The sequence below is a fragment of the Serratia sp. MYb239 genome (assembly GCF_002966855.1).
Classification (GTDB): Bacteria; Pseudomonadota; Gammaproteobacteria; order Enterobacterales; family Enterobacteriaceae; genus Serratia_B; species Serratia_B rhizosphaerae.
The window spans coordinates 3,563,492-3,585,714 of sequence record NZ_CP023268.1 but is presented as its reverse complement, the minus strand read 5'-3'; the positions used below and the strand labels follow the sequence as shown (position 1 = coordinate 3,585,714).

Below are 22,223 nucleotides of genomic sequence, written 5' to 3'. Positions count from 1 at the left end.
TAAAGTGATGCTAATCACATATTTAACGGTTGTTAGCACTTAAATAGCTTCTATAGGCGAGTTTTTGAGCGTAATCACAGTTTGAAAAGATCATGGTGGGCAAATTCGCCGGCTGAGTTTAGTGTTCATTTGTTCTTATTTTGTATTAATGTTCATGTTAATGACCCAGCCAGAGGACAAAACTATGTGTCAGACCTGTGTAACAGCGGCAAAAATGGCGGACGGCATCCCAGAAACCATGAAGGCGATCGTTGCCTACGCGCCCAAGGATTACCGTCTGGAAGAGGTAGCGGTGCCGAAGATCGGCCCGAAAGAGATCCTGGTGAAGATCGAGGCCTGCGGCATCTGCGCCGGCGATATCAAGGCGTTTGAAGGGGCGCCGAGCTTCTGGGGCGATGAGACGCAGCCGGCCTATATCAAGGCGCCGATGATCCCGGGCCATGAATTTATCGGCCATGTGGTTGGCTACGGCGAGGGCGTGGAAGGATTTGATATCGGTGACCGGGTGATCTCGGAACAGATCGTGCCCTGCTGGCAGTGCCGTTTCTGCAACCGAGGCCAGTACTGGATGTGTGAAAAACACGATCTGTACGGCTTTCAGAAGAACGTCAACGGCGGCATGGCCGAGTACATGAAGTTCACCAAAGAGGCGATTAACTACCACGTGCCGGCGGATCTGCCGATTGAAAAAGCCATTCTGATCGAACCTTACGCCTGCTCGTTCCATGCGGTGCAGCGCGCCAATATCAAACTGGGGGACGTGGTGGTGCTGGCCGGGGCCGGCACGCTGGGGCTGGGGATGATCGGCGCGATCAAAAAATCCGGACCGTCGAAGCTGATCGTGCTCGATCTGTCGGATGAGCGGCTGGCGCTGGCGAAGACCTTCGGCGCGGATCTGACGCTCAACCCTACCCGTGACGACGTACCGGCGGTCATCAAGCAGCTGACCGACGGCTACGGCTGCGATATCTACATTGAAGCCACCGGTGCGCAGAAGTCGGTGGAGCAGGGGCTGACGCTGATCCGCAAGCTCGGCACCTTTGTGGAGTTCTCGGTGTTCAAGGATCCGGTGACCGTCGACTGGAGCATCATCAGCGACCGCAAAGAGCTGGATGTGCTCGGCTCACACCTTGGCCCGTACTGCTATCCGCTGGTGATTGAGGGCATTGGCAACGGCGATTTGCCGACCGAAGGCGTGGTGACCCACACCCTGCCGCTGGAGCAGTTTGCCGAAGGCTTCGAGCTGATGAAACGCGGCATCGGGTCGATCAAAGTGGTGCTTAATCCAAATCTGTAAACCTGCGCCATTCCTCGGGTGCAGGCCTGCCTGCGCCTCCACAATGACATGTGTTGGGGTGTTCTATGTTGCACGGACTGATTCATCGCATTGGTCTTTCACCGAAACTGCTGCTGGGCTATGCCGGCGTGCTGGTGTTTATGATGGGGGAAGGGCTGGAGCAGGGCTGGCTGTCGCCCTACCTGATCGGCAAGGGGCTGAGCATTCAGGAGTCGGCGCTGCTGTTCAGCGTTTATGGCTTTGCCGCCGCCATCGCCGCCTGGTTCTCCGGCGTGCTGGCGGAAATCTTTACCGCCCGTCGGGTCATGCTGGCCGGCCTGCTGCTGTTTCTGTTTGGCTCGGTGTGTTTTCTGGTGTTTGGCCTGCCCAGCAACAATCTGACGATTATGGTGCCGACCTACGCCCTGCGCGGGCTGGGCTATCCGCTGTTTGCCTACGGTTTTCTGGTGTGGGTGGCCTATGAGGCGCCGCCGGAAAGGCTGGGTTCCGCCGTCGGCATTTTCTGGTTCGTATACAGCGGCGGGCTGAGCGTGTTGGGCGTGCTCTATTCCAGCATCATGCTGCCGTATCTCGGTGAGATACATACTTTGTGGAGCGCGCTGATCTTTGTGGTGCTGGGGGCGGCGATCGCGCTGTTGCTGAACCGTGGAACGCCTGACGGGCAAAGCGCCAATAAAGAGAAGGCGTCGCTCAGCTATGTGCTGAAGGGCATCACCATCGCCTTTGAGAATCCGAAGATTGGTCTGGGCGGCATCGTACGCACCATCAATACCTCGGCGGCTTACGGTTTTGTGGTGTTTATGCCGATGTACATGATGGATATGGGCTTTACCCGCACCCACTGGCTGCAGATGTACGCCGCGCTGTGGACGGTGAACATCATTTTCAACCTGATTTTCGGCGTGATCAGCGACGGCCTGGGCTGGCGTAACGTGGTGATGTGGTTCGGCTGCGTCGGCTGCGCGATCACCACGCTGATGTTCTATTACGCCCCGCAGTTCTTCGGCGCCAATTACCTGATCACCGTGGCCGCCGCCGGCCTGTTCGGCGCCTGTCTGGCCGCCTTTGTGCCGCTGTCGGCGATTATGCCGTCGCTGGCGCCGGAGAATAAAGGCGCCGCCATGTCGATTTTAAACCTCGGCGCCGGCCTGAGCACCTTCGTCGGGCCGGCGGTGGTGGGGCTGTTTATCGGCAGCCTCGGCGCGGTCGGGGTGATCTGGATCTTCACCGGTCTGTATCTGTTCAGCGGCGTGCTGATGAAATTCGTCACGCTACCGAAAGAAGCGCCCGGCGATAGCAACGACGCTAACCCCAGTTTGGCGAAAATATCCTGATGCAACGTGATATCCACCGTTTAGGGAGAGAAAGATGAACAATCAGCAACGAACAGGCGAAGGCGCGCTGGCCTTGCAGGGCAAGGTGGCGCTGATCACCGGCGGCGGTGCCGGCATCGGCTACGCGATAGCCGAACAGTATGTGCAACACGGCGCGCGCGTGGTGCTGCTGGACCGTGCCCCCGACGTGGCGGAAACGGCGCAGCGTCTCGACGCCGAGCGTGCGCTGGGCGTGGTTGCCGACGTAACCGGACAGGCATCGGTGGAGCAGGCGGTGGCCCAGAGCCTGGCGCATTTCGGCCGGCTGGACGTGCTGGTCAACAGCGCCGGCATTGTGGCGCTGAACCCGGCGGAGGAGGTGACGGAGGCGGAGTGGGACGCCACGCTGGCGGTGAACCTGAAAGGGGTCTTTCTCACCAGCCAGACGGTCGGCCGGCATTTTATCCGCCAGCGCAGCGGCAGCATTATCAACCTGGCTTCACAGGCGGGCGTGGTGGCGTTGCCCAATCATCTGGCCTATTGCGCCAGCAAGGCCGGCGTGATTGGCCTGACGCAGGTGCTGGCGCTGGAGTGGGGGCCGCACAACGTGCGGGTGAACGCCATTTCGCCCACCGTGGTGCTGACCGAACTGGGACGCAAGGCGTGGTCCGGCGAGCCGGCGCGGCAGATGCTCGACAAAATTCCGCTGCGGCGCTTTGCCGAACCGCAGGATATCGCCGCCGGCGCGCTGTTTCTGGCCGGTGACGGTGCATCAATGATTAACGGCGCGAATCTGGTGATCGACGGCGGATACACCATTCAATAATTCATCTTCAGGCGAGAGAGGCAGCAATGAACAGAATTATCAACGATCCCGACCATGTGGTGGAAGATGCGATTCAGGGCTATCTGCAGGCGCATCCCGACTATTTTACCCCGACCGATAACGCCCGGGTGCTGAAGTACCCTGCCGCGCCGGTCAGCGGCAAGGTGGGCATCGTCACCGGCGGCGGCTCCGGTCATGAACCGGCGTTTCTGGGCTATGTGGGCAAAAATATGCTGGATGCGGTGGCGATTGGTGAAATTTTTTCATCGCCGACCGCCGGCGCGTTTCTCGACGCGTTTAAAGCCGCCGACGGCGGCGCCGGGGTGGCCTGCCTGTACGGCAACTATGCCGGCGATAACATGAACGTCAAAATGGCGATGAAAAAGGCCGCCGCCGCCGGGATTGCGGTGAAAACCGTGGTGGCGAATGACGACGTGGCTTCGGCGCCGGCCAGTGAGATCGACAAGCGCCGCGGCGTGGCCGGGGAAATTCTGATGTGGAAAGTCGGCGCTGCCGCCGCCGCCAAAGGCTATGACCTGGACTGCGTGATCGGCGCGGCGCAAAAGGCGATCGACAACTGCCGTTCGATTGGCGTGGGGCTGAGCTCCTGCACCATTCCGGCGGTGGGCAAGCCCAATTTCCATATCGACGACGGCAAAATGGAGATCGGCATCGGCCACCACGGGGAACCGGGCATTGAGGTGTCGCCGATCCAGCCGGCGTCGGAAATGGCGGCGACCATGCTGGATTTCGTCCTCGGCGATATGCCGCTGGCGCAGGGCGACGACGCGGTGGTGCTGATCTCCGGCCTGGGGGCCACGCCGGTGATGGAGCTGTACATCTATTATGGCGAAATCGCCCAACGCTTGGCGGCGCGCGGCATCAATGTGCACCGTCGCTACGTCGGCAACTATTTCACCTCGCTGGAGATGATGGGCGTGACGCTGACAATCATGAAGCTGGATGATGAACTGAAAACCCTTATCGATATGCCGAGCCAGTCGCTGGGCTTGACCCAGGTGGAGTGATGTGATGACAGAACAGATTTCAACGCAGTACGGTAATGAGATGGTGGAAGGGCTGGTGTCGGTGATCGTCAGCCATCGCGACGTCCTGAGCGAGATCGACGGCGCGATCGGCGACGGCGACCACGGCATTAATATGGCCAAGGGCTTTACCCTGTGCGGCGAGGCGATGAAGGGCAAATCTCTGTCGCTGGCGCAGGCGTTCGATACGCTGTCCGATGCGCTGATGGAGGGCATCGGCGGTTCAATGGGGCCGCTGTACGGCAGCCTGTTTATGGGCATGGCGGACAGCGTGCGCGACAAGGCGCAACTGGATGCGCCGGCGTTTCTCGCCATGTTGCAGCAGGGGCTGAGCGAGCTGCAGGACATCAGCAGCGCCGGCGTCGGTGATAAATGCCTGATGGATACGCTGATCCCGGCGCTGGCGGCGTTCGAGCAGGCGCTGCAGCGCGGCGACGACTTTTCCGGCGCGCTGGCGCAGATGAAGCAGGCGGCGGCGGACGGGCGCGATTCTACCCGCGATCTGGTGGCGAAAATCGGCCGCGCCAGCCGGCTGGGCGAGAGGTCGCGCGGCGTGCTGGATGCGGGGGCGGTCTCGTGCTGTCTGCTGCTGACCACGCTGGCGGAGGCGACGGAACGGCGTTTGCAGACCGTTGCCGCCTGAGCCGGCGGAGTTGCCGCGGCGTTTCGGCGCCGCCTTGATGCAACGTTAATTATTTAGGGTATATACTGGCGACAGTTAAGTTTTATCGCACAATGGGTTCAGAGCCTCTGAACCCATTGCCGTCGATAACCGGCCAAACCTGCCGTGGGGAATCGTGTAGCGGATGGAAAAACAAACAGTGTCCCAGGATAACGAACTACTGACTGAAATTGCCGTTGCGTATTATCAGGACGAAATCACCCAGGAAGAGATTGCAAAAAAATTCGGCATCTCGCGCATTAAAGTGGGGCGTCTGCTCAAGCGCGCGAAAGAAGAGGGCATCGTTGAGATTACCGTGCGTTATCACCCGGTGTTCAGCACCCGGCTGGAACAGCAGATGCTGGAGCGGTTTCCCATCAGCCGCGCGCTGATCGCCCTCGACCATCAGGATGAAGATGAGCAGCGGCGGCAGGTGGCGGCGCTGGTGTCCAATTATCTGTCGATGTCGCTGAAGGATGATATGGTGCTGGCGGTCGGGCAGGGGCGCAACGTGGCGGCGATTGCCGATCACGTCGGCAGCGTGCCGGAGCGCAACTGCAGGTTTATCAGCGGCATCGGCGGCACCCACCGGCCCGGCGATGCGATTAACGCCGACCACATCAGTCGCCGGCTGGCGAAAAAGTTCGGCGGCAGCAGTGAGACGCTGTACGCGCCGGCCTACGTGGAGAACCGCGCGCTGAAGCAGGCCTTTATGCAAAACGGCACCATCAAAGAGACGCTGGACCGGGCGCGCAAGGCCGATGTGGCGCTGGTGGGCATCGGTGATATGAACGAAAACAGCTATATGGTCAAACTGGGCTGGTTTACGCCGCATGAGATTATCGACGCCAGCCTGAATCAGGGCGTGATCGGCGATATCGCCGGCTATGATTTTTTCAACGCCCAGGGGCAGCATGTGGATACGGTGATGAACGATCGGGTGATCGGGCTGAGCATCGACGAGCTGCGTAAAATTCCCTGCGTCATCGCCATCGCGTCGGAAAACACCAAGGCGCTGGCAATCCTCGGCGCGCTGCGCACCGGCGCGATTGATATTATCGCCACCAGCGCGCTGAATATCCGCACCCTGCTGAATATGTCGCAGTAGGCGGCAATCCTCTCCTATTCGCAATAACCAAGGGTCAGCGCTGCCTGGCCCTTGGGCGTCAATTTATCGCTTAATTGCTCAGGCCAGCGTCAATCGCCGGATAAAACGCGTTGGCGCTATCGACGCCGGGCTGGTTGGGCCTCCGGGACGGCGGTTTTTTTCTTGTTCATTCTGTGTTACTTGTTTTTAACCTAATGTATACCTTTCATACATGAAGTTGTCCTGAACCGGCGGTCGCAGCGTCTGGATGTGGCTTCGCACTGCCGCAACTTCAATTATTTCAGGTATCTGAAAGTTTCGCGCAGGGTTATGGCAGGCTTCAAAGTTTGCGGCGATTCTCTCACTATACTGGTGTAACAAAACAGCCTTACCTCAGATAAAAGTAAAAAACAAAGGACCCTATAATGGACGAACAGCTCAAACAGAGTGCCCTTGATTTCCATCAGTATCCTGTTCCAGGGAAAATCCAGGTTTCCCCGACCAAACCGCTGGCTACCCAGCGCGATCTGGCGCTGGCCTACTCGCCGGGCGTGGCTGCGCCTTGCCTGGAGATCGCCGAAGATCCGCTGGCGGCCTACAAATATACCGCCCGCGGCAACCTGGTGGCGGTGATCTCCAACGGCACCGCGGTGCTGGGGCTGGGCAATATCGGCGCGCTGGCCGGCAAGCCGGTGATGGAAGGCAAGGGCGTACTGTTCAAGAAGTTTTCCGGCATCGACGTGTTCGATATTGAAGTGGATGAGAATGACCCGGATAAGCTGATTGACGTAATCGCCGCGCTGGAGCCGACCTTTGGCGGCATCAACCTGGAGGATATCAAGGCGCCGGAGTGTTTCTATATCGAGAAGAAACTGCGCGAGCGGATGAAAATTCCGGTGTTCCACGATGACCAGCACGGCACGGCGATCATCACCACGGCGGCGGTGCTGAACGGCCTGCGGGTGGTGAAGAAAAATATCTCCGACGTGCGTCTGGTGGTGTCCGGCGCCGGCGCGGCGTCGATCGCCTGCCTTAACCTGCTGGTGGCGCTGGGGCTGCATCCGCAGAACATCACGGTGTGTGACTCCAAAGGGGTGATCTACAAAGGCCGTGACGAGAAAATGGAAGAAACCAAGGCCGCCTATGCGATCGCGGACAACGGGCAGCGCACGCTGGCCGACGCGATTCCGAACGCTGATATCTTCCTTGGCTGCTCCGGCCCGGGTGTCCTGACGCAGGAGATGGTGAAAACCATGGCGCGGGATCCGCTGATCATGGCGCTGGCCAACCCGGAACCGGAAATTCTGCCGCCGCTGGCGAAGGAAGTGCGCCCGGACGCGATTATCTGTACCGGTCGTTCCGACTACCCGAACCAGGTCAACAACGTACTGTGCTTCCCGTTTATTTTCCGCGGCGCGCTGGACGTCGGCGCCACCACCATCAACGAAGAGATGAAGCTGGCCTGCGTACACGCGATTGCCGATCTGGCGCTGGCGGAGCAGAGCGACGTGGTGGCTTCCGCCTATGACGATCAGGATCTGTCATTCGGCCCGGACTACATTATTCCCAAGCCGTTTGACCCGCGCCTGATCGTCAAGATCGCGCCGGCGGTGGCCAAGGCGGCGATGGATTCCGGCGTGGCGATGCGGCCGATTGAAGACTTCGACGCCTACGTGGAGAAACTGACCGAGTTCGTTTACAAAACCAACCTGTTTATGAAGCCTATTTTCGCCCAGGCGCGCAAAGAGATGAAGCGCGTGGTGCTGGCCGAAGGCGAAGAAGAGCGGGTGCTGCATGCCACGCAGGAACTGGTGTCGCAGGGACTGGCGTTCCCGATTCTGGTGGGGCGTCCGAGCGTGATTGAGATGCGCCTGAAGAAGCTGGGCCTGCAGATGACGCCGGGCAAAGACTTCGAAGTGGTGAATAACGAATCCGATCCGCGCTTTAAAGAATACTGGGGCGAGTATTACCAGATCATGAAGCGCCGCGGCGTCTCGCAGGAGCAGGCACGCCGTGCGGTGATCGGCAACCCGTCGCTGATTGCCGCCATTATGCTGCACCGCGGCGAGGCCGACGCGATGATTTGCGGCACCATCGGCAGCTACCATGAGCACTACGAGGTAGTGAAAAACGTGTTCGGTTTCCGCGAAGGAACGCACGTCGCCGGGGCGATGAATGCCTTGCTGCTGCCAAGCGGCAACACCTTTATCGCCGATACCTATGTCAACGACGACCCGACGCCGGAACAGCTGGCGGAAATTACCCTGATGGCGGCGGAAACCGTGCGGCGCTTTGGTATTGAGCCGAAGGTTGCGCTGCTGTCGCACTCCAGCTTCGGCTCTTCCGACTGCCCGGCGGCGCGCAAAATGCGTAAAACGCTGGAGCTGGTCAACAGCATGGCGCCGGAGTTGGAAATTGACGGCGAAATGCACGGCGACGCCGCGCTGGTGGAAAGCATTCGTCACGATCTGATGCCGGACAGCCCGCTGAAAGGCTCGGCCAACCTGCTGATCATGCCGAACATGGAGGCCGCGCGTATCAGCTATAACCTGCTGCGCGTCTCTTCCTCGGAAGGGGTGACCGTCGGGCCGGTATTGATGGGGGTGTCGAAGCCGGTGCATATCCTGACGCCGATCGCCTCGGTGCGACGCATCGTCAATATGGTGGCGCTGGCGGTGGTTGAGGCACAGACCGCGCCGCTGTAATCGTCGCACGGTGGCGTATATGAGAAGGGCGCAGCATTTGCTGCGCCCTTTTTTCGTTTAGCGTCCGGCGAGCTGTCCGGCAATAGCGCGGATATCCTGCGGCGTGGTGCGGCAGCAGCCGCCGATCAGGCGCGCGCCGCTCTGTCGCCAGGCGTCCGCCTGGCTGCTCAGGCTGCTGTGCTCACCGCCGCAGGCGTGCCAGGTTTTGCTGACCGCGTCGTAGTGTTCGCCGGAGTTCGGATACGCCAGCAGCGGCAGCGTGGTCAGGGCGGCCAGCGTGCGCAGCGCCGGGGTAACCTGTTCCAGCGCGATGCAGTTAACGCCGACGGCCAGCGCCTGCGGGCTGTTGTTCAGCAGGGCAGCGACCTCGGCAAGCGGCGTGCCGTCGCTCAGGTGCTCGCTGTCGCGCAGCGTAAAGGAGAACCAGGCGCCCAGCGTCGGGTAGTCCGCCAGCAGCGTCAGCAGCGCCTGCAGCTCGGCGAACGAGGGCAGGGTTTCGCAGGCCAGCAGGTCGACGCCGGCGGCGGCCAGCGCGTCGATGCGCGGGCGGTGGAAGGCGATCATTTCTGCCTGCGGCAAGTGATAATCACCCCGGTATTCGGAACCGTCGGCCAGAAACGCGCCGTAAGGGCCGACGGAGCCGGCCACCAGCAGCGGCGCTTCCTGCGGCTGCTGCGCCAGATAATCCGTACGCGCCTGCTGCGCCAGCTGCACGCTTTTGGCAATCAGCGCCAACGCCTGTTTTTCATCCAGGTCGCGGCGCAGAAAGCCCTGCGGCGTGGCCTGGTAGCTGGCGGTGATGGCGCACTGCGCGCCGGCGCGGAAATAATCCAGATGCACCTGATAGATAAGCGTGGGGTTTTCCAGCAGCACCTTGGCGGACCAGAGCGGATCGCTCAGATCGCAGCCGCGCGCCTCCAGCTCGGTGGCCAGCGCGCCGTCGAGAATCAACGAGCGTCCGTCGGCCAGCAGCGGGGCCAGAGGATTATTAACCGACATGTTTTTCTCCTGCATTGAGTTCGGTGGTTTTTTTGCCCGCGCCGTGGCTGAAGTAGTAGGCGGCGTAGCACAGCGCGACAAACGGCAGGCCGCAATAGAGCGCAATACGCTGTTCGGCGTCGAAGGCCAGGCCGATACAGGCCAGCAGGCAGAGCGCGAAGCCGGCGATCGGCGTCAGCGGGTAGGCGGGCGCGCGGAATTTGAGGCCGCTCAGCGGCTGGCCGCTGCGCAGATAGCTGCGGCGAAACGCATAGTGGGCCGCGCAGATGCTCAGCCATACCGCCACCACGGCAAAGCCGGAAATCGCCGACAGCGCCACAAAGACCGTATCCGGCGCAATCACACTGGTCAGCAGCGCCAGCACGCCGCCGAGCATACTGAAGGTCAGGGCGTTAAACGGAATGCCGCGACGGTTAACCCGGGCGAAATAGGCCGGCAGCGTGCGCTGATTAGCCAGCGACCACAGCATGCGGCCAGAGGCGTACAGTCCAGAATTGGCGGCCGACAGAATGGCGGTCAGGATCACGAAGTTGAAGATATCGGCGGCATAGGGCACGCCGATGCGCTCGAACACCAGCACAAACGGGCTTTTCACCACACCGGCCTGTTCCATCGGCAGCAGGGCCGCCAGTACGAACACGGTGCCGATAAAGAACACCATCAGGCGGATCACCGTGGTGCGAATCGCCCAGGGCAGCACTTTTTCCGGGTTTTCGGTTTCTCCGGCGGCAATGCCGATCAGCTCCGTGCCGGAAAAGGCGAAGTTCACCGCCACCATGGTCATCAGAATCGGCAGCGTACCGTTCGGCAGCCAGCCGGAGGCGGTCAGGTTATGCAGGAACGGCGCCGGCGTGCCGTCCTTCATCGGAATAATGCCGAACAGCGCCGCGCCGCCCAGAATGATAAACGCCAGAATGGTGACGACCTTGATCAACGAAAACCAGAATTCGCTTTCGGCGAAAAAGCGGGTGGTGACCACGTTCAGCAGGAAGATTGCCGCGCAGAAAACCAGGCACCACAGCCACACCGGCGACTGCGGGAACCAGTACTGCATACAGAAACCGGCGGCGGTCAGGCTGGAGCCGAGCGCCACCGTCCAGGTCAGCCAGTACAGCCAGGCGACGGTGTAGCCGGTCGCCGGCCCGAGATAGCGCGACGCGTAAACGTGAAACGCGCCGGTTTCCGGCATGGCGACGGAGAGTTCGCCCAGGCACAGCATCACCAGATAGACCACCAGGGCGCCGATCAGGTAGGCCAGCAGCGTGCCGAGCGCGCCGGTGGTGGCGATAATATAGCCGGTGTTGAAGAACAGGCCGGTGCCGATAACCCCGCCGAGGGAAAGCATCACCAGATGGCGGGCCTTCATACTGCGTTTGAACTGCCCTTCATGGGTGACAGAAGATGTTTGCATTGGTTGTCCGTATAGACGTCTAAATATCTAAATGGCTAATCGTTATACCTGCTCCGTGCGGCGAAATCAATGCGCAAAGCGGTTTGACGCTAATTTGTTATTTGGAAATGATAATTGTTATCTATAATGGGCGCACCATCGGCTGAGGGGCAACATTATGAAATTTTTGGTTTTCATCGCGGCGCTGGCGCTTAGCGCCTGTGCGCATTTTCCTGCCGCTCAGCGCGCTGAGCCGGTTGCGCCGCCGCCGGGAACCATCACCGATTTGCGCAGCGGTGAAACGCTGACGCCGTCACAGCTGTTGGTGCGGCTGGCGGCGGCGCCGCGGCTGATCGTCGGCGAAAAACACGACAACGCCTACCATCATCGTGCGGAGCTGTGGCTGCTGCAGCAGTTGCCGCAGCAGCGCCCGCAGGGCAGCGTGCTGCTGGAGATGATCAACCCCGATCGGCAGGCGCAGGTTGATGCGCTGCAGGCGCGCCTGCGGCGTGGCGAACGGATCGCACCGGGCGAACTGCCGGCAGAACTGGGCTGGCGGCAGAGCTGGCCGTGGGCGCAGTATGGCGATCTGGTGACTGCCGCGCTGGCGGCGCCGTATCCGCTGTGGTCGGCCAATCTGGATCGCAGCGAGATTATGGCGATTTATCAACGGCCGCAGCTGCCGCCGGGCAGGCAGTCCACCCGCGCCGCGGTGCGACAGGGGCTGACAGAGACCATTCGCGCGGCACACGGCGGCCAGATTGAGCAGCAGCAGCTGGCGGCGATGGTTGCGATTCAACAGCAGCGCGATCGCCGGATGGCGCAGCGGCTGCTGGCGGCGCCGACGCCGAGCCTGCTGATCGCCGGCGGTTATCACGCCTCCCGGTTGGTGGGCGTGCCGCTGCATATGCAGGATTTACAGCCGGCCGTGCAGCCGGCGGTGTTGATGCTGGTGGAACAGGGGAGCGAAGTGGATAAGGAGCAGGCCGACTATCTGTGGGCGACGCCGGCGACGGATTAGCGTTTGCTCTGCTGCAGCCATTTATCCAGTTCGTTGGCGAACTGCTGACGGTCGCGCTGGTTCAGGGCGTTCGGGCCGCCGGTCTGAATGCCGCTGGCGCGCAGCGTATCCATAAAATCGCGCATGTTGAGCCGTTCGCGAATGGTTGCCGGCGTATAGCGTTCGCCGCGCGGATTCAGCGCCGCCGCGCCTTTTTCTATCACCTCCGCCGCCAGCGGAATATCGGCGGTGATCACCAGATCGCCCGCTTCGCAGCGGCGGACGATCTCATTGTCCGCCACGTCGAAACCGGCTGCCACCTGCAGCGTGCGCAAATACTTTGACGGCGGCGTGCGCAACGGCTGATTGGCCACCAGCGTCACCAGCGTGGCGGTGCGATCGGCGGCGCGGTACAGCACCTCTTTAATCACGTTCGGACAGGCGTCCGCATCAACCCAGATCTGCATTACGCCTCCTCCTGCAGCCAGTCGCGCACCGGCAGGAAATCGCGGTACAGCAGCGCTTCCGGGCTGCCTTCTTCCGGCTGGTAGCCGTATTCCCAGCGTACCAGCGGCGGCATCGACATCAGGATCGACTCGGTGCGCCCGCCGGTCTGCAGGCCGAACAGCGTGCCGCGATCCCACACCAGATTGAACTCGACGTAGCGGCCGCGGCGGTACAGCTGAAACGCACGCTCTTTCTCGCCCCAGCTCAGGGTTTTGCGCTTCGCCACGATTGGCAGATAGGCATCAAGGAAACCGTTGCCGACCGCGCGGGTAAAGGCAAAGCAGTGCTCAAAGTCCGGGCTGTTCAGATCGTCGAAGAACAGCCCGCCGATGCCGCGCGCTTCATTGCGGTGTTTGATAAAGAAATAGTCGTCGCACCACTTCTTATAGCGGGGATAGACCTCGTCACCGAACGGCGCACACAGCTGCTGGGCGGTACGGTGCCAGTGCACCGCGTCCTCTTTGAAGCCGTAATAGGGGGTTAAATCGAAACCGCCGCCGAACCACCATACCGGCGCTTCGCCCGGCTTTTCGGCGATAAAGAAGCGTACGTTGGCGTGGCTGGTGGGGATATAAGGATTCAGCGGGTGGATCACCAGGGAGACGCCCATCGCCTGAAAACTGCGGCCCGCCAGCTCGGGCCGGTGCGCGGTGGCGGAAGCCGGCAGCATGGCGCCGGAGACGTGCGAAAAGTTGACCCCGGCCTGTTCGAATACCGCGCCTTCGGTCAGCACCCGGCTACGGCCGCCGCCGCCTTCTGCGCGCGTCCAGTTGTCTTCGACAAAGGCGCCGCCGCCGTCGGCCTGCGCCAGTTGCTCGCAGATGCGGTCTTGCAGCGCCAGCAGGAAGGATTTTACTTCAGCGATATCGGGTGAACTCATAGGGTATTTCGCAACGTCAGTCTTAATCAGCCGACAAGTATATACCCAAAAGCCCGTCCGGGGCGATCAGGCCGTACGCCGGCGGCGATCGGCCTCATGGAAGAAGGCAAGGATGCCGTCGGCGATTGCGCGGGCGATTTTTTCGCGAAAGGCGGTGGTGCCGAGCAACTGCTCTTCATGCGGATTGGTGATAAACGAGGTCTCCACCAGCACCGACGGAATGGAAGGGGATTTCAGCACCGCAAACGCCGCCTGCTCGGTGCTTTGGCTGTGCAGATGGTGCACCGGACGGATCTGCCCCAGCACGTGGCGGCCGAGGGTCAGGCTGTTGTTGATAGTATTGGTCTGCACCAGATCGAACAGCGCCTGCTGCAGATAATTATCCTGCTGTTTGTATTTGGCGCCGGCAACCTCATCGGCGGCATTTTCACGTTTTGACAGATAGCGCGCCATGGCGCTGCTGGCGCCGCGGTTGGACAGGGCGAAGACCGATGCGCCGGAGGCCGACGGATTGGTGAAGCCATCGGCGTGGATGGAAATAAACAGATCGGCCTGATGCTGATGGGCGATTTCCACCCGCTGGAACAGCGGAATAAAGTGGTCTTCTTCACGCGTCAGCCGCGCCTCGACGTGATCGTGCTGGTGCAGAAAGCGGCGCACGTGATTGGCAATTTCCAGCACCACGTGTTTTTCCTGCGACCCTTCGTGACCTACCGCGCCGGAGTCGATGCCGCCATGGCCGGGGTCGAGCATCACCAGCCGTTTGGCGCCCGCCGGCTTGGCGGCCGGTTTGGCGTGTGCGCTGCGCAGCATGCCGCCGGACTCCCGCGCCTGCGCCGCGCCGGCTTTGCCGCCGAGCAGGGCAAACGCCAGGCCCGACAGCAACAGGTGGCGACGTGAGGAGGAGGTGTTCAGCGGGGTGAAGTTAAGAAAATATTTTGCCTGTTTTTTCATGCCGTTGTGCTCCGTCGCTGCAAACCGTTTGCAATGTTATATCGTATTGAACGGTGTCGATCGAGGTGATAACTATTTCCATTTATTAACATGGTTACCGTTTCCGATAGCGGAAAAAGACCTTCTCTTTCAGCGTCCTTGCGGCAACGCCGCTGATTTGGGATATAATCAGAGAAATAACTCATGAACAGCGGCGAACAACGATGGAAATTCGCGTATTTCGGCAAGACGACTTTGAAGAGGTCATCACGCTCTGGGAAAGGTGCGATCTGTTGCGCCCGTGGAACGATCCGGAAATGGATATTGAACGTAAACTGCATCACGATGCCGATCTATTCCTGGTGGCAGAGGTTGGCGGCGAGGTGGTGGGATCGGTGATGGGCGGTTATGACGGCCACCGCGGTTCGGCGTACTATCTTGGCGTACATCCGGATTATCGCGGTCGCGGTATCGCCAACGCGCTGATTAACCGGCTGGAGAAGAAGCTGATGGCGCGCGGCTGTCCGAAAATCAATCTGATGGTGCGCGAAGATAACGACACCGTGGTCGAAATGTATGAAAAACTCGGCTATGAGATCCAGGGCATTACCAGCCTGGGGAAACGGTTAATCGAGGATCAGGAATACTGAACCGAGAGGGCGGCCCTGCCGGCCGCCCCGTCAGCGGTTACTGGATTTTCTTGATGTTTTTCACATCCAGTTCCAGGTTGCTCCAGTCTTTATCGACTTTACCTTCCAACTGCACCTTGTCTTTCGGCGTGATGGTCTGGCCGTTCCAGCGTTTGTGGTCAATTTCCACCGTCAGCGTGCCGGTGGCGTCGCGGAAGGTATAAGTATCGTCGCCGACGCGCTGTTCAATATTGCCTTGCAGCATCACCCAGGCGTCGTCGCTCATCGATTTCACCTTATCGACCGTGGTCAGCGAGGCGCTGGGGCCGGAAAAGCCGCCCTGCTGAGTCTGCTGAACGTTCTGTGAACCAGGGCCGTTGAAACCGCCCTGTTGCGCCAGAACCGGGGTGCTGCACAGAGCGATTAATGCTGCCAGAGTCAGTTTTTTCATCGTTAAGCTTCCTTTTCGTTTTGCAGTGAATCTTGCGCGCCGGGATGCGGCGTCGCTCAGTTGATAGCGATAAGTAAAGCACATCAATCTTAAGAGGTTCTTAAGCCAGCGCAGGAATTTATGCCGGGCAGGATTGAAATTTCCGGTGCGGGCTCCCATCTGTGTCTGCACGATAACGGATAATAAGGAAACGGCCGTGAAGCCTTCACCCGTCTTTTCCCCGGATGATTACGACAGCCACGGCGTATTGCGCCTGCCGCTGTGGTTTTGGGGCGTATTAATTTTGCAGGCGCGCACCTGGCTGCTGTTTGTGATGGCCGGCGCCTCTCGCCAGCAGGGGGAAAGCATGCTGGCGCTGTTTTACCCTGATACCCAGCGTTTTTGGTACGGTATCGCGCTAGGCTTGCCGGCGGCGCTGGCGTTTTTGCTCAGCGGACGCCGGGCGCAATGGCCGCGTCTGTGGCGCGCCTGGCGTTGGGTGCTGCTGTTTTCGCTGCTGGCGGCGCTGGGCGGTTCGCTGGCGGGCGTATGGCGGCAGGAAGACGGCGCGCCGCTGTTTGACGGGGTGCTGGCGCTGCTGGATGCGCTGGCGCTGGGCTATCTTCTGTTTAATCGTCGCGTCCGCGCCTGTTTCTCGGATTCCGCGCAGCTGTAGCGCATCAGTTTGCGGCACTTTTCGCATTTTCTGCACTCCAAGCAGGCAACCGATGGTGAAGCGCCAGCCATTGTGAGAGGCTGGCGTTCAGATAACGCGATAAACCCCGGAGGCGCTGTGCGCCTTCGCGACCGATGTTAAGGAGCTACGAAATGAATATTCGCCCGCTGTTGTTAGGGCTGCCGCTGTTGCTGACCGGCTGTTCGACGATGTCCAATTTTTCCTGGTCGAGCCTGTCGCCGTTCAACTGGTTCGGCAGCAGTCTGGAAGTCAGCGGCAAGGGCGTCGGCGGCATTAACGGCGGCACGCCAATGCTGGAGCACGCGATCGACGAGGGCCTGGACGGCAATTATCGTCTGCGCAGCGGCATGGGCACTAATAACGGCCAGATCGTCGCCTTTTATCAGGCGATGGACGGCGATGACATCAAGCTGGTGATCAGCGGCGAGCCGAAAGGCAGCGTGCAGCGGGTCGACGTGATGGATCAGGACGTGGTGACCGCGTGGGGCAGCAAGCTCGGCACGCCGTTCAGCGAGCTGTACAGCAAGGCCTTCGGCGCCTGTAAGCCGGGCGAGGGCGAAGACGTCGGCAAGGTGGAGTGCGTCGCCGGCCAGAGCCGCTACGTCACCTATCTGTTCAGCGGCCAGTGGGCCGGGCCGAAAGATATTATGCCGCCGGATGATACGCTGCAGAGCTGGACGGTCAGCAAAATTGTCTGGCATGCCAAACCGCAGTAAATATTCTGCGGCGGAATGAGCGATTTTCTTTGCGTTCAGGCAAGGTAATCTTGCCGGCTTGCGGTATGATTATGGCTGGTTTTAACCGCCGCGGGCAGCGCCTGTGCGGTGAGCGAATAAGGAACGAGGTAACTACATGACACAGGTTCAGAGCGGTATTCTGCTGGAGCACTGCCGTTTCGCCATTTTTATGGAAGCCATGGTTCAGGGGGAGTTTGCCGATTTGCGTCAGGGCTGCAAGCAGTTTTGCCAGACGTTGAGCGAACTGCAGCAACAATTCCCTGACGCCAAACTGGGGGCGGTGGTCGCCTTTGGTTACGACGTCTGGCACGATCTTTCCAACGGTCAGGGCGCGTCAGAACTCAAGCCGTTCACGCCGCTTGGCAAAGGTCTGGCGCCGGCAACGCAGCGCGATCTGCTGATTCATATCCAGTCTTTACGTCATGATGTTAACTTTTCCCTGGCTCAGGCGGCGCTGGCGGCCTTCGGCAACACCATCAAGGTGGAAGAAGAGACTCACGGCTTCCGCTGGGTGGAGGAGCGTGACCTGAGCGGCTTTATCGACGGCACCGAAAACCCGCAGGGCGAGCAGCGCGCGGAGGTGGCGGTGATTGGTGAAGACGACGCGCAGGACGCCGGCGGCAGCTACGTGTTCGTACAGCGCTATGAGCATAACCTGCGCCAGTGGTCACGCTTTAGCACCGAGCAACAGGAACAGATTATCGGCCGTACCAAGCAAGACAGTGAAGAGCTGCCGCCTGAGGCGCGGCCGAACACTTCTCACGTGAGCCGCGTCGATCTGAAAGAGGACGGCAAAGGGCTGAAAATTCTGCGCCAGAGCCTGCCTTACGGCACCGCCAGCGGTAAACACGGTCTGTTCTTTATCGCCTACTGCGCGCGTTTACATAATATCGAACAGCAGCTGCTGAGCATGTTCGGCGAGACGGACGGCAAGCATGACGCCATGCTGCGTTTCACCCGCGCGGTGAGCGGCAGCTATTACTTTGCACCGTCGCTGACGCGTTTGCTGGCGCTGTAACGCGCCGCCGCGGGGCCGCAGCGCCGGCCCCGTTACCTCTCTTTAGCCCCGCCCCCCATGCCGCTCCGCTCTTGCCTTATAGCATTTGATGCTTGCAAATCACCAAACGGTATATAAAAGCGTTACAGATCTGCACCGAGTTATAAATACACTGATCGCACGGGGATGCTACCCGACAGATTGATCGAGTAATTAAGGTGCAAAATGAAACAGACGCGGGTTAAACATATGATGCTGAAAGGGTGGCTGGCAGCGGCGTTGCTGGTCAGCGGCACCGTTTCGGCTACCGAATTATTAAACAGTTCCTATGATGTTTCCCGCGAACTGTTTACCGCGCTGAATCCGGGCTTTATCCAGCAGTGGAACCAGCAGCATCCGGATGACAAGCTGACCATCAAACAATCGCACGCCGGCTCTTCCAAGCAGGCGCTGGCGATTCTGCAAGGGCTGCGCGCCGACGTAGTGACTTACAACCAGGTCACCGACGTACAGATTCTGCACGATCGCGGCAAGCTGATCGCCGCCGACTGGCAGATGCGCCTGCCGAACAACAGTTCGCCATTTTATTCCACCATGGCGTTCCTGGTGCGCAAGGACAACCCGAAAGGCATTCACGACTGGAGCGATCTGGTGCGTGACGATGTGAAGCTGGTGTTCCCGAACCCTAAAACTTCGGGCAACGGCCGCTACACCTATCTGGCGGCCTGGGGCGCGGCCAGTCAGGCCGACGGCAATGACGCAGAGAAAACGCGCGCCTTTATGACTCGCTTTTTGAAAAACGTGGCGGTGTTCGACACCGGCGGCCGCGGTGCAACCACGACCTTTGTTGAACGCGGTCTCGGCGACGTGCTGATCAGCTTTGAGTCGGAAGTTAACAACATCCGCAAGCAGTACGGCGAAGACAAATACCAGGTGATCGTACCGCCGGTCGATATTCTGGCCGAGTTCCCAGTGGCCTGGGTGGATAAAAACGTTGAGCGTAACGGCAGCGAACAGGCGGCGAAGGCTTACCTGAACTACCTGTACAGCCCGGCGGCACAGCAGATTATCACCGGCTATTACTACCGCGTTAACAATGAGCAGGCGATGGCGGCGGCGAAAGATAAGTTCCCGCAGACCAAACTGTTCCGGGTTGAAGATCAGTTCGGCGACTGGCCGCACGTGATGAAAACCCACTTCGCCAGCGGCGGCGAGCTGGATCGGTTATTAGCAGCAGGGCGTAAGTAATGTTGTCGTTAACCCGTTCCAGTAAACGCGTACTGCCCGGATTCGGCCTGAGCCTGGGCAGCAGCCTGTTTTATACCTGTCTGATTCTGCTGCTGCCGCTGAGTGCGCTGGTAATGCAGTTGTCGCAGATGACGCTGGCGCAGTATTGGGAAGTGATTTCCAACCCGCAGGTGGTGGCAGCCTATAAGGTCACGCTGCTGGCGGCGGGCGTGGCCAGCCTGTTCAACGCGCTGTTCGGCATGCTGATGGCGTGGATCCTGACCCGCTACCGGTTCCCCGGCCGCTCGCTGCTGGACGGCCTGATTGATTTGCCGTTCGCGCTGCCGACCGCCGTTGCCGGCCTGACGCTGGCCGGGCTGTTTTCCACCACCGGTTGGTACGGCCAGTGGTTGGCGCACTTTGATATCAAAGTCACCTTTACCTGGATTGGCATTGCGGTGGCGATGGCGTTTACCAGCCTGCCGTTTGTGGTGCGTACCGTACAGCCGGTGCTGGAAGAGCTGGGGCCGGAGTATGAAGAGGCGGCGGAAACGCTGGGCGCTACCCGCTGGCAGAGCTTTCGCCGCGTGGTGCTGCCGGAGGTGTCGCCGGCGCTGCTGGCCGGCACCGCAATTTCTTTCACCCGCAGCCTAGGCGAGTTCGGCGCCGTGATTTTTATCGCCGGCAACATCGCCTGGAAGACCGAAGTGACCTCGCTGATGATTTTTGTGCGCCTGCAAGAGTTTGATTACCCGGCGGCCAGCGCCATTGCCTCCGTGATTCTGGCGGCGTCGCTGCTGCTGTTATTTAGCATCAACCTGCTGCAAAGCCGCTTCGGCAAGCGTATTGGGGGGCACTAATGGCTGATATCTCTGCCTTCAACGGCGCTCAGCGGCAGCGCATCAACTGGGGTAAATGGGCGCTGATCGCCATTGGCGTGCTGTTTTCACTGCTGTTGCTGGTGATCCCGATGATTTCCATTTTCGCCGAGGCCTTTTCCAAGGGTAGCGGCGAAATGTGGCGCAACCTGATGGATGCGGACATGCTGCACGCCATCTGGCTGACGGTGCTGATCGCGTTGATCACCGTGCCGGTTAACCTGATTTTCGGCACTCTGCTGGCCTGGCTGGTAACGCGCTTTACCTTCCCGGGCCGCCAGTTGCTGCTGACGCTGATCGACATTCCGTTTGCCGTATCGCCGGTGGTGGCGGGCCTGATTTATCTGCTGTTTTACGGCAGCAACGGCCTGCTGGGCGGCTGGCTGGATGCGCATAACATCCAGCTGATGTTCTCCTGGCCGGGTATGGTGCTGGTGACGGTATTTGTCACCTGTCCGTTTGTGGTGCGTGAGCTGGTGCCGATGATGCTCAGCCAGGGCAGCCAGGAAGATGAAGCCGCCATTTTGCTGGGCGCTTCCGGCTGGCAGATGTTCCGCCGGGTGACGCTGCCCAATATTCGCTGGGCGCTGCTGTACGGCGTGGTGCTGACCAACGCCCGCGCCATCGGCGAGTTCGGCGCCGTATCGGTGGTTTCCGGCTCAATTCGCGGGGAAACCTACAGCCTGCCGCTGCAGGTTGAGCTGCTGCAACAGGATTACAACACCGTCGGCTCGTTTACCGCCGCCGCGTTGCTGACCATTATGGCGATAGTGACCCTATTTTTGAAAAGCGCTCTGCAATGGCGTCTGGAACGACAGAACGTACGCCGCGAGCGGGAGGAAAACCAATGAGCATTGAGATTAACAACATCAGCAAATATTTCGGTCGCACCAAAGTATTGAACGACATCTCGCTCGATATTCCTTCCGGCGAGATGGTAGCGCTGCTCGGGCCGTCCGGCTCCGGCAAAACCACCCTGCTGCGTATTATCGCCGGCCTGGAAAGCCAGAGCGGCGGCAAGCTGGGCTTCCACGGCACCGACGTCAGCCGGATGCACGCGCGCGATCGCCGCGTGGGGTTTGTGTTCCAGCATTATGCGCTGTTCCGCCATATGACGGTATTCGATAATATCGCCTTTGGCCTGACGGTGCTGCCGCGTCGCGAACGTCCCAACGCGCAGGCGATTAAACAGAAAGTTGAGCGGCTGCTGGAGATGGTGCAGTTGGCGCACCTGGCCAACCGCTATCCTTCGCAGCTGTCTGGCGGGCAGAAGCAGCGTGTGGCGCTGGCGCGCGCGCTGGCGGTAGAGCCGCAGATCCTGCTGCTGGATGAGCCTTTCGGCGCGCTGGACGCGCAGGTGCGCAAAGAGCTGCGCCGTTGGCTGCGCCAATTGCACGAAGAACTGAAGTTCACCAGCGTATTCGTCACCCACGATCAGGAAGAGGCGATGGAAGTGGCGGACAGCATTGTGGTGATGAGCCAGGGCAATATTGAACAGGTCGGCTCGCCGGTTGAGATTATGCGTGAGCCGGCCAGCCGTTTCGTGCTGGAGTTTATGGGCGAAGTGAACCGTCTGAACGGCGAAATACGTGGTTCGCAGCTGTTCGTCGGCGCGCACCAATGGCCGCTGGCGTTCCAGCCGATGCATCAGGGCAGCGTTGAACTGTTCCTGCGTCCGTGGGAAATGGAAGTCAGCAGCGAGAGCAGCGCCCGCTGCCCGTTGCCGGTCCAGGTGCTGGAAGTCAGCCCGCGCGGCCATTTCTGGCAGTTGACGGTGCAGCCGCTCGGCTGGCATCAGGAGCCGATTACGGTGGTGCTGGCGGAAGGCCATGAAACCCCGGTGCGCGGCGGCCGCTACTTTGTCGGCGGCCTGAATGCGCGCCTGTACGCCGGCGAACAATTGCTACAACCGGTTGCGCTCGCCAAAAGCGCCTGATAGTTTTTAATTCCCATCAGAAAAATAGCAGGGTCCGGCAGTGCCGGA

Annotated in this window: 22 protein-coding genes; 16 read left to right on the top strand and 6 right to left on the bottom strand. The window is 60.3% G+C overall.

What is annotated here, in order from left to right; translation table 11 throughout:
• Nucleotides 1–184: 184 nt before the first annotated feature.
• The 7 genes from CLM71_RS17265 (at nt 185) to maeB (ending at nt 8,935) form a co-directional block, all read left to right on the top strand.
• Nucleotides 185–1,297, top strand: coding sequence for an alcohol dehydrogenase catalytic domain-containing protein (locus tag CLM71_RS17265; RefSeq protein ID WP_105232076.1), 1,113 nt, complete (start codon nt 185–187; stop codon nt 1,295–1,297).
• A gap of 65 nt (nt 1,298–1,362) precedes the next feature.
• Complete coding sequence (locus CLM71_RS17260; RefSeq protein ID WP_105232075.1) at nt 1,363–2,631, top strand: MFS transporter; 1,269 nt, start codon at nt 1,363–1,365, stop codon at nt 2,629–2,631.
• A 34-nt stretch (nt 2,632–2,665) separates the two neighbouring features.
• Complete coding sequence (locus tag CLM71_RS17255; RefSeq protein WP_105232074.1) at nt 2,666–3,436, top strand: GolD/DthD family dehydrogenase; 771 nt, start codon at nt 2,666–2,668, stop codon at nt 3,434–3,436.
• A 26-nt stretch (nt 3,437–3,462) separates the two neighbouring features.
• Complete coding sequence (locus CLM71_RS17250) at nt 3,463–4,464, top strand: dihydroxyacetone kinase subunit DhaK (protein WP_105232073.1); 1,002 nt, start codon at nt 3,463–3,465, stop codon at nt 4,462–4,464.
• A 40-nt stretch (nt 4,465–4,504) separates the two neighbouring features.
• Nucleotides 4,505–5,125: a dihydroxyacetone kinase subunit DhaL gene (dhaL, locus tag CLM71_RS17245; protein ID WP_370447009.1), complete on the top strand. Its 621-nt coding sequence runs from the start codon at nt 4,505–4,507 to the stop codon at nt 5,123–5,125.
• A gap of 163 nt (nt 5,126–5,288) precedes the next feature.
• Complete coding sequence (locus CLM71_RS17240) at nt 5,289–6,251, top strand: sugar-binding transcriptional regulator (RefSeq protein ID WP_015673306.1); 963 nt, start codon at nt 5,289–5,291, stop codon at nt 6,249–6,251.
• A gap of 404 nt (nt 6,252–6,655) precedes the next feature.
• A complete protein-coding gene (gene maeB, locus CLM71_RS17235; RefSeq protein WP_105232071.1) occupies nt 6,656–8,935 on the top strand; it encodes an NADP-dependent oxaloacetate-decarboxylating malate dehydrogenase in 2,280 nt (759 codons plus the stop codon).
• 57 nt (nt 8,936–8,992) lie between these two features.
• On the opposite strand, the gene mmuM is transcribed toward maeB, so the two are convergent.
• A complete protein-coding gene (gene mmuM, locus CLM71_RS17230) occupies nt 8,993–9,934 on the bottom strand; it encodes a homocysteine S-methyltransferase (protein ID WP_105232070.1) in 942 nt (313 codons plus the stop codon).
• Nucleotides 9,924–11,345 carry an S-methylmethionine permease gene (gene mmuP, locus CLM71_RS17225; protein ID WP_105232069.1) on the bottom strand — a complete coding sequence of 474 codons (1,422 nt, stop codon included), beginning with the start codon at nt 11,343–11,345 and terminating at the stop codon, nt 9,924–9,926. The genes mmuM and mmuP overlap by 11 nt, the downstream gene beginning before the upstream one ends.
• A gap of 157 nt (nt 11,346–11,502) precedes the next feature.
• Here mmuP and CLM71_RS17220 point away from each other — a divergent pair, with 157 nt between their 5' ends.
• Nucleotides 11,503–12,345 carry a ChaN family lipoprotein gene (locus CLM71_RS17220; protein ID WP_105232068.1) on the top strand — a complete coding sequence of 281 codons (843 nt, stop codon included), beginning with the start codon at nt 11,503–11,505 and terminating at the stop codon, nt 12,343–12,345.
• Here CLM71_RS17220 and CLM71_RS17215 read toward each other — a convergent pair.
• The 3 genes from CLM71_RS17215 to amiA form a co-directional block, all read right to left on the bottom strand.
• The gene (locus CLM71_RS17215) at nt 12,342–12,791 is read right to left on the bottom strand and encodes a YaiI/YqxD family protein (protein WP_105232067.1); all 450 of its coding nucleotides are present in this window, start codon (nt 12,789–12,791) and stop codon (nt 12,342–12,344) included. The genes CLM71_RS17220 and CLM71_RS17215 overlap by 4 nt on opposite strands.
• Nucleotides 12,791–13,711: an oxygen-dependent coproporphyrinogen oxidase gene (hemF, locus tag CLM71_RS17210; protein ID WP_105232066.1), complete on the bottom strand. Its 921-nt coding sequence runs from the start codon at nt 13,709–13,711 to the stop codon at nt 12,791–12,793. The genes CLM71_RS17215 and hemF overlap by 1 nt, the downstream gene beginning before the upstream one ends.
• A 66-nt stretch (nt 13,712–13,777) precedes the next feature.
• Complete coding sequence (amiA, locus tag CLM71_RS17205; RefSeq protein ID WP_105232065.1) at nt 13,778–14,665, bottom strand: N-acetylmuramoyl-L-alanine amidase AmiA; 888 nt, start codon at nt 14,663–14,665, stop codon at nt 13,778–13,780.
• A 203-nt stretch (nt 14,666–14,868) separates the two neighbouring features.
• Here amiA and CLM71_RS17200 point away from each other — a divergent pair, with 203 nt between their 5' ends.
• The gene (locus CLM71_RS17200; protein WP_105232064.1) at nt 14,869–15,294 is read left to right on the top strand and encodes a GNAT family acetyltransferase; all 426 of its coding nucleotides are present in this window, start codon (nt 14,869–14,871) and stop codon (nt 15,292–15,294) included.
• Between the two features lie 37 nt (nt 15,295–15,331).
• On the opposite strand, the gene CLM71_RS17195 is transcribed toward CLM71_RS17200, so the two are convergent.
• Nucleotides 15,332–15,724: a YgiW/YdeI family stress tolerance OB fold protein gene (locus CLM71_RS17195; protein WP_105232063.1), complete on the bottom strand. Its 393-nt coding sequence runs from the start codon at nt 15,722–15,724 to the stop codon at nt 15,332–15,334.
• A 196-nt stretch (nt 15,725–15,920) separates the two neighbouring features.
• On the opposite strand from CLM71_RS17195, the gene CLM71_RS17190 reads away from it, so the two are divergent.
• The 7 genes from CLM71_RS17190 (at nt 15,921) to cysA (ending at nt 22,175) form a co-directional block, all read left to right on the top strand.
• Nucleotides 15,921–16,379, top strand: coding sequence for a DUF2919 domain-containing protein (locus CLM71_RS17190; RefSeq protein ID WP_105232062.1), 459 nt, complete (start codon nt 15,921–15,923; stop codon nt 16,377–16,379).
• Between the two features lie 152 nt (nt 16,380–16,531).
• Entirely contained in the window at nt 16,532–17,116 is a 585-nt protein-coding gene (locus CLM71_RS17185) for an RpoE-regulated lipoprotein (RefSeq protein WP_105232061.1), read from the top strand.
• Nucleotides 17,117–17,252: 136 nt separating this feature from the next.
• A complete protein-coding gene (locus CLM71_RS17180) occupies nt 17,253–18,155 on the top strand; it encodes a Dyp-type peroxidase (RefSeq protein WP_105232060.1) in 903 nt (300 codons plus the stop codon).
• A 204-nt stretch (nt 18,156–18,359) separates the two neighbouring features.
• Nucleotides 18,360–19,382, top strand: coding sequence for a sulfate ABC transporter substrate-binding protein (locus CLM71_RS17175; RefSeq protein WP_105232059.1), 1,023 nt, complete (start codon nt 18,360–18,362; stop codon nt 19,380–19,382).
• A complete protein-coding gene (cysT, locus tag CLM71_RS17170) occupies nt 19,382–20,221 on the top strand; it encodes a sulfate/thiosulfate ABC transporter permease CysT (RefSeq protein ID WP_105232058.1) in 840 nt (279 codons plus the stop codon). Before CLM71_RS17175 ends, cysT begins: the two co-directional genes overlap by 1 nt.
• Entirely contained in the window at nt 20,221–21,090 is an 870-nt protein-coding gene (gene cysW, locus CLM71_RS17165; RefSeq protein WP_105232057.1) for a sulfate/thiosulfate ABC transporter permease CysW, read from the top strand. Before cysT ends, cysW begins: the two co-directional genes overlap by 1 nt.
• Complete coding sequence (gene cysA / locus CLM71_RS17160; RefSeq protein ID WP_105232056.1) at nt 21,087–22,175, top strand: sulfate/thiosulfate ABC transporter ATP-binding protein CysA; 1,089 nt, start codon at nt 21,087–21,089, stop codon at nt 22,173–22,175. Before cysW ends, cysA begins: the two co-directional genes overlap by 4 nt.
• Nucleotides 22,176–22,223 lie beyond the last annotated feature (48 nt).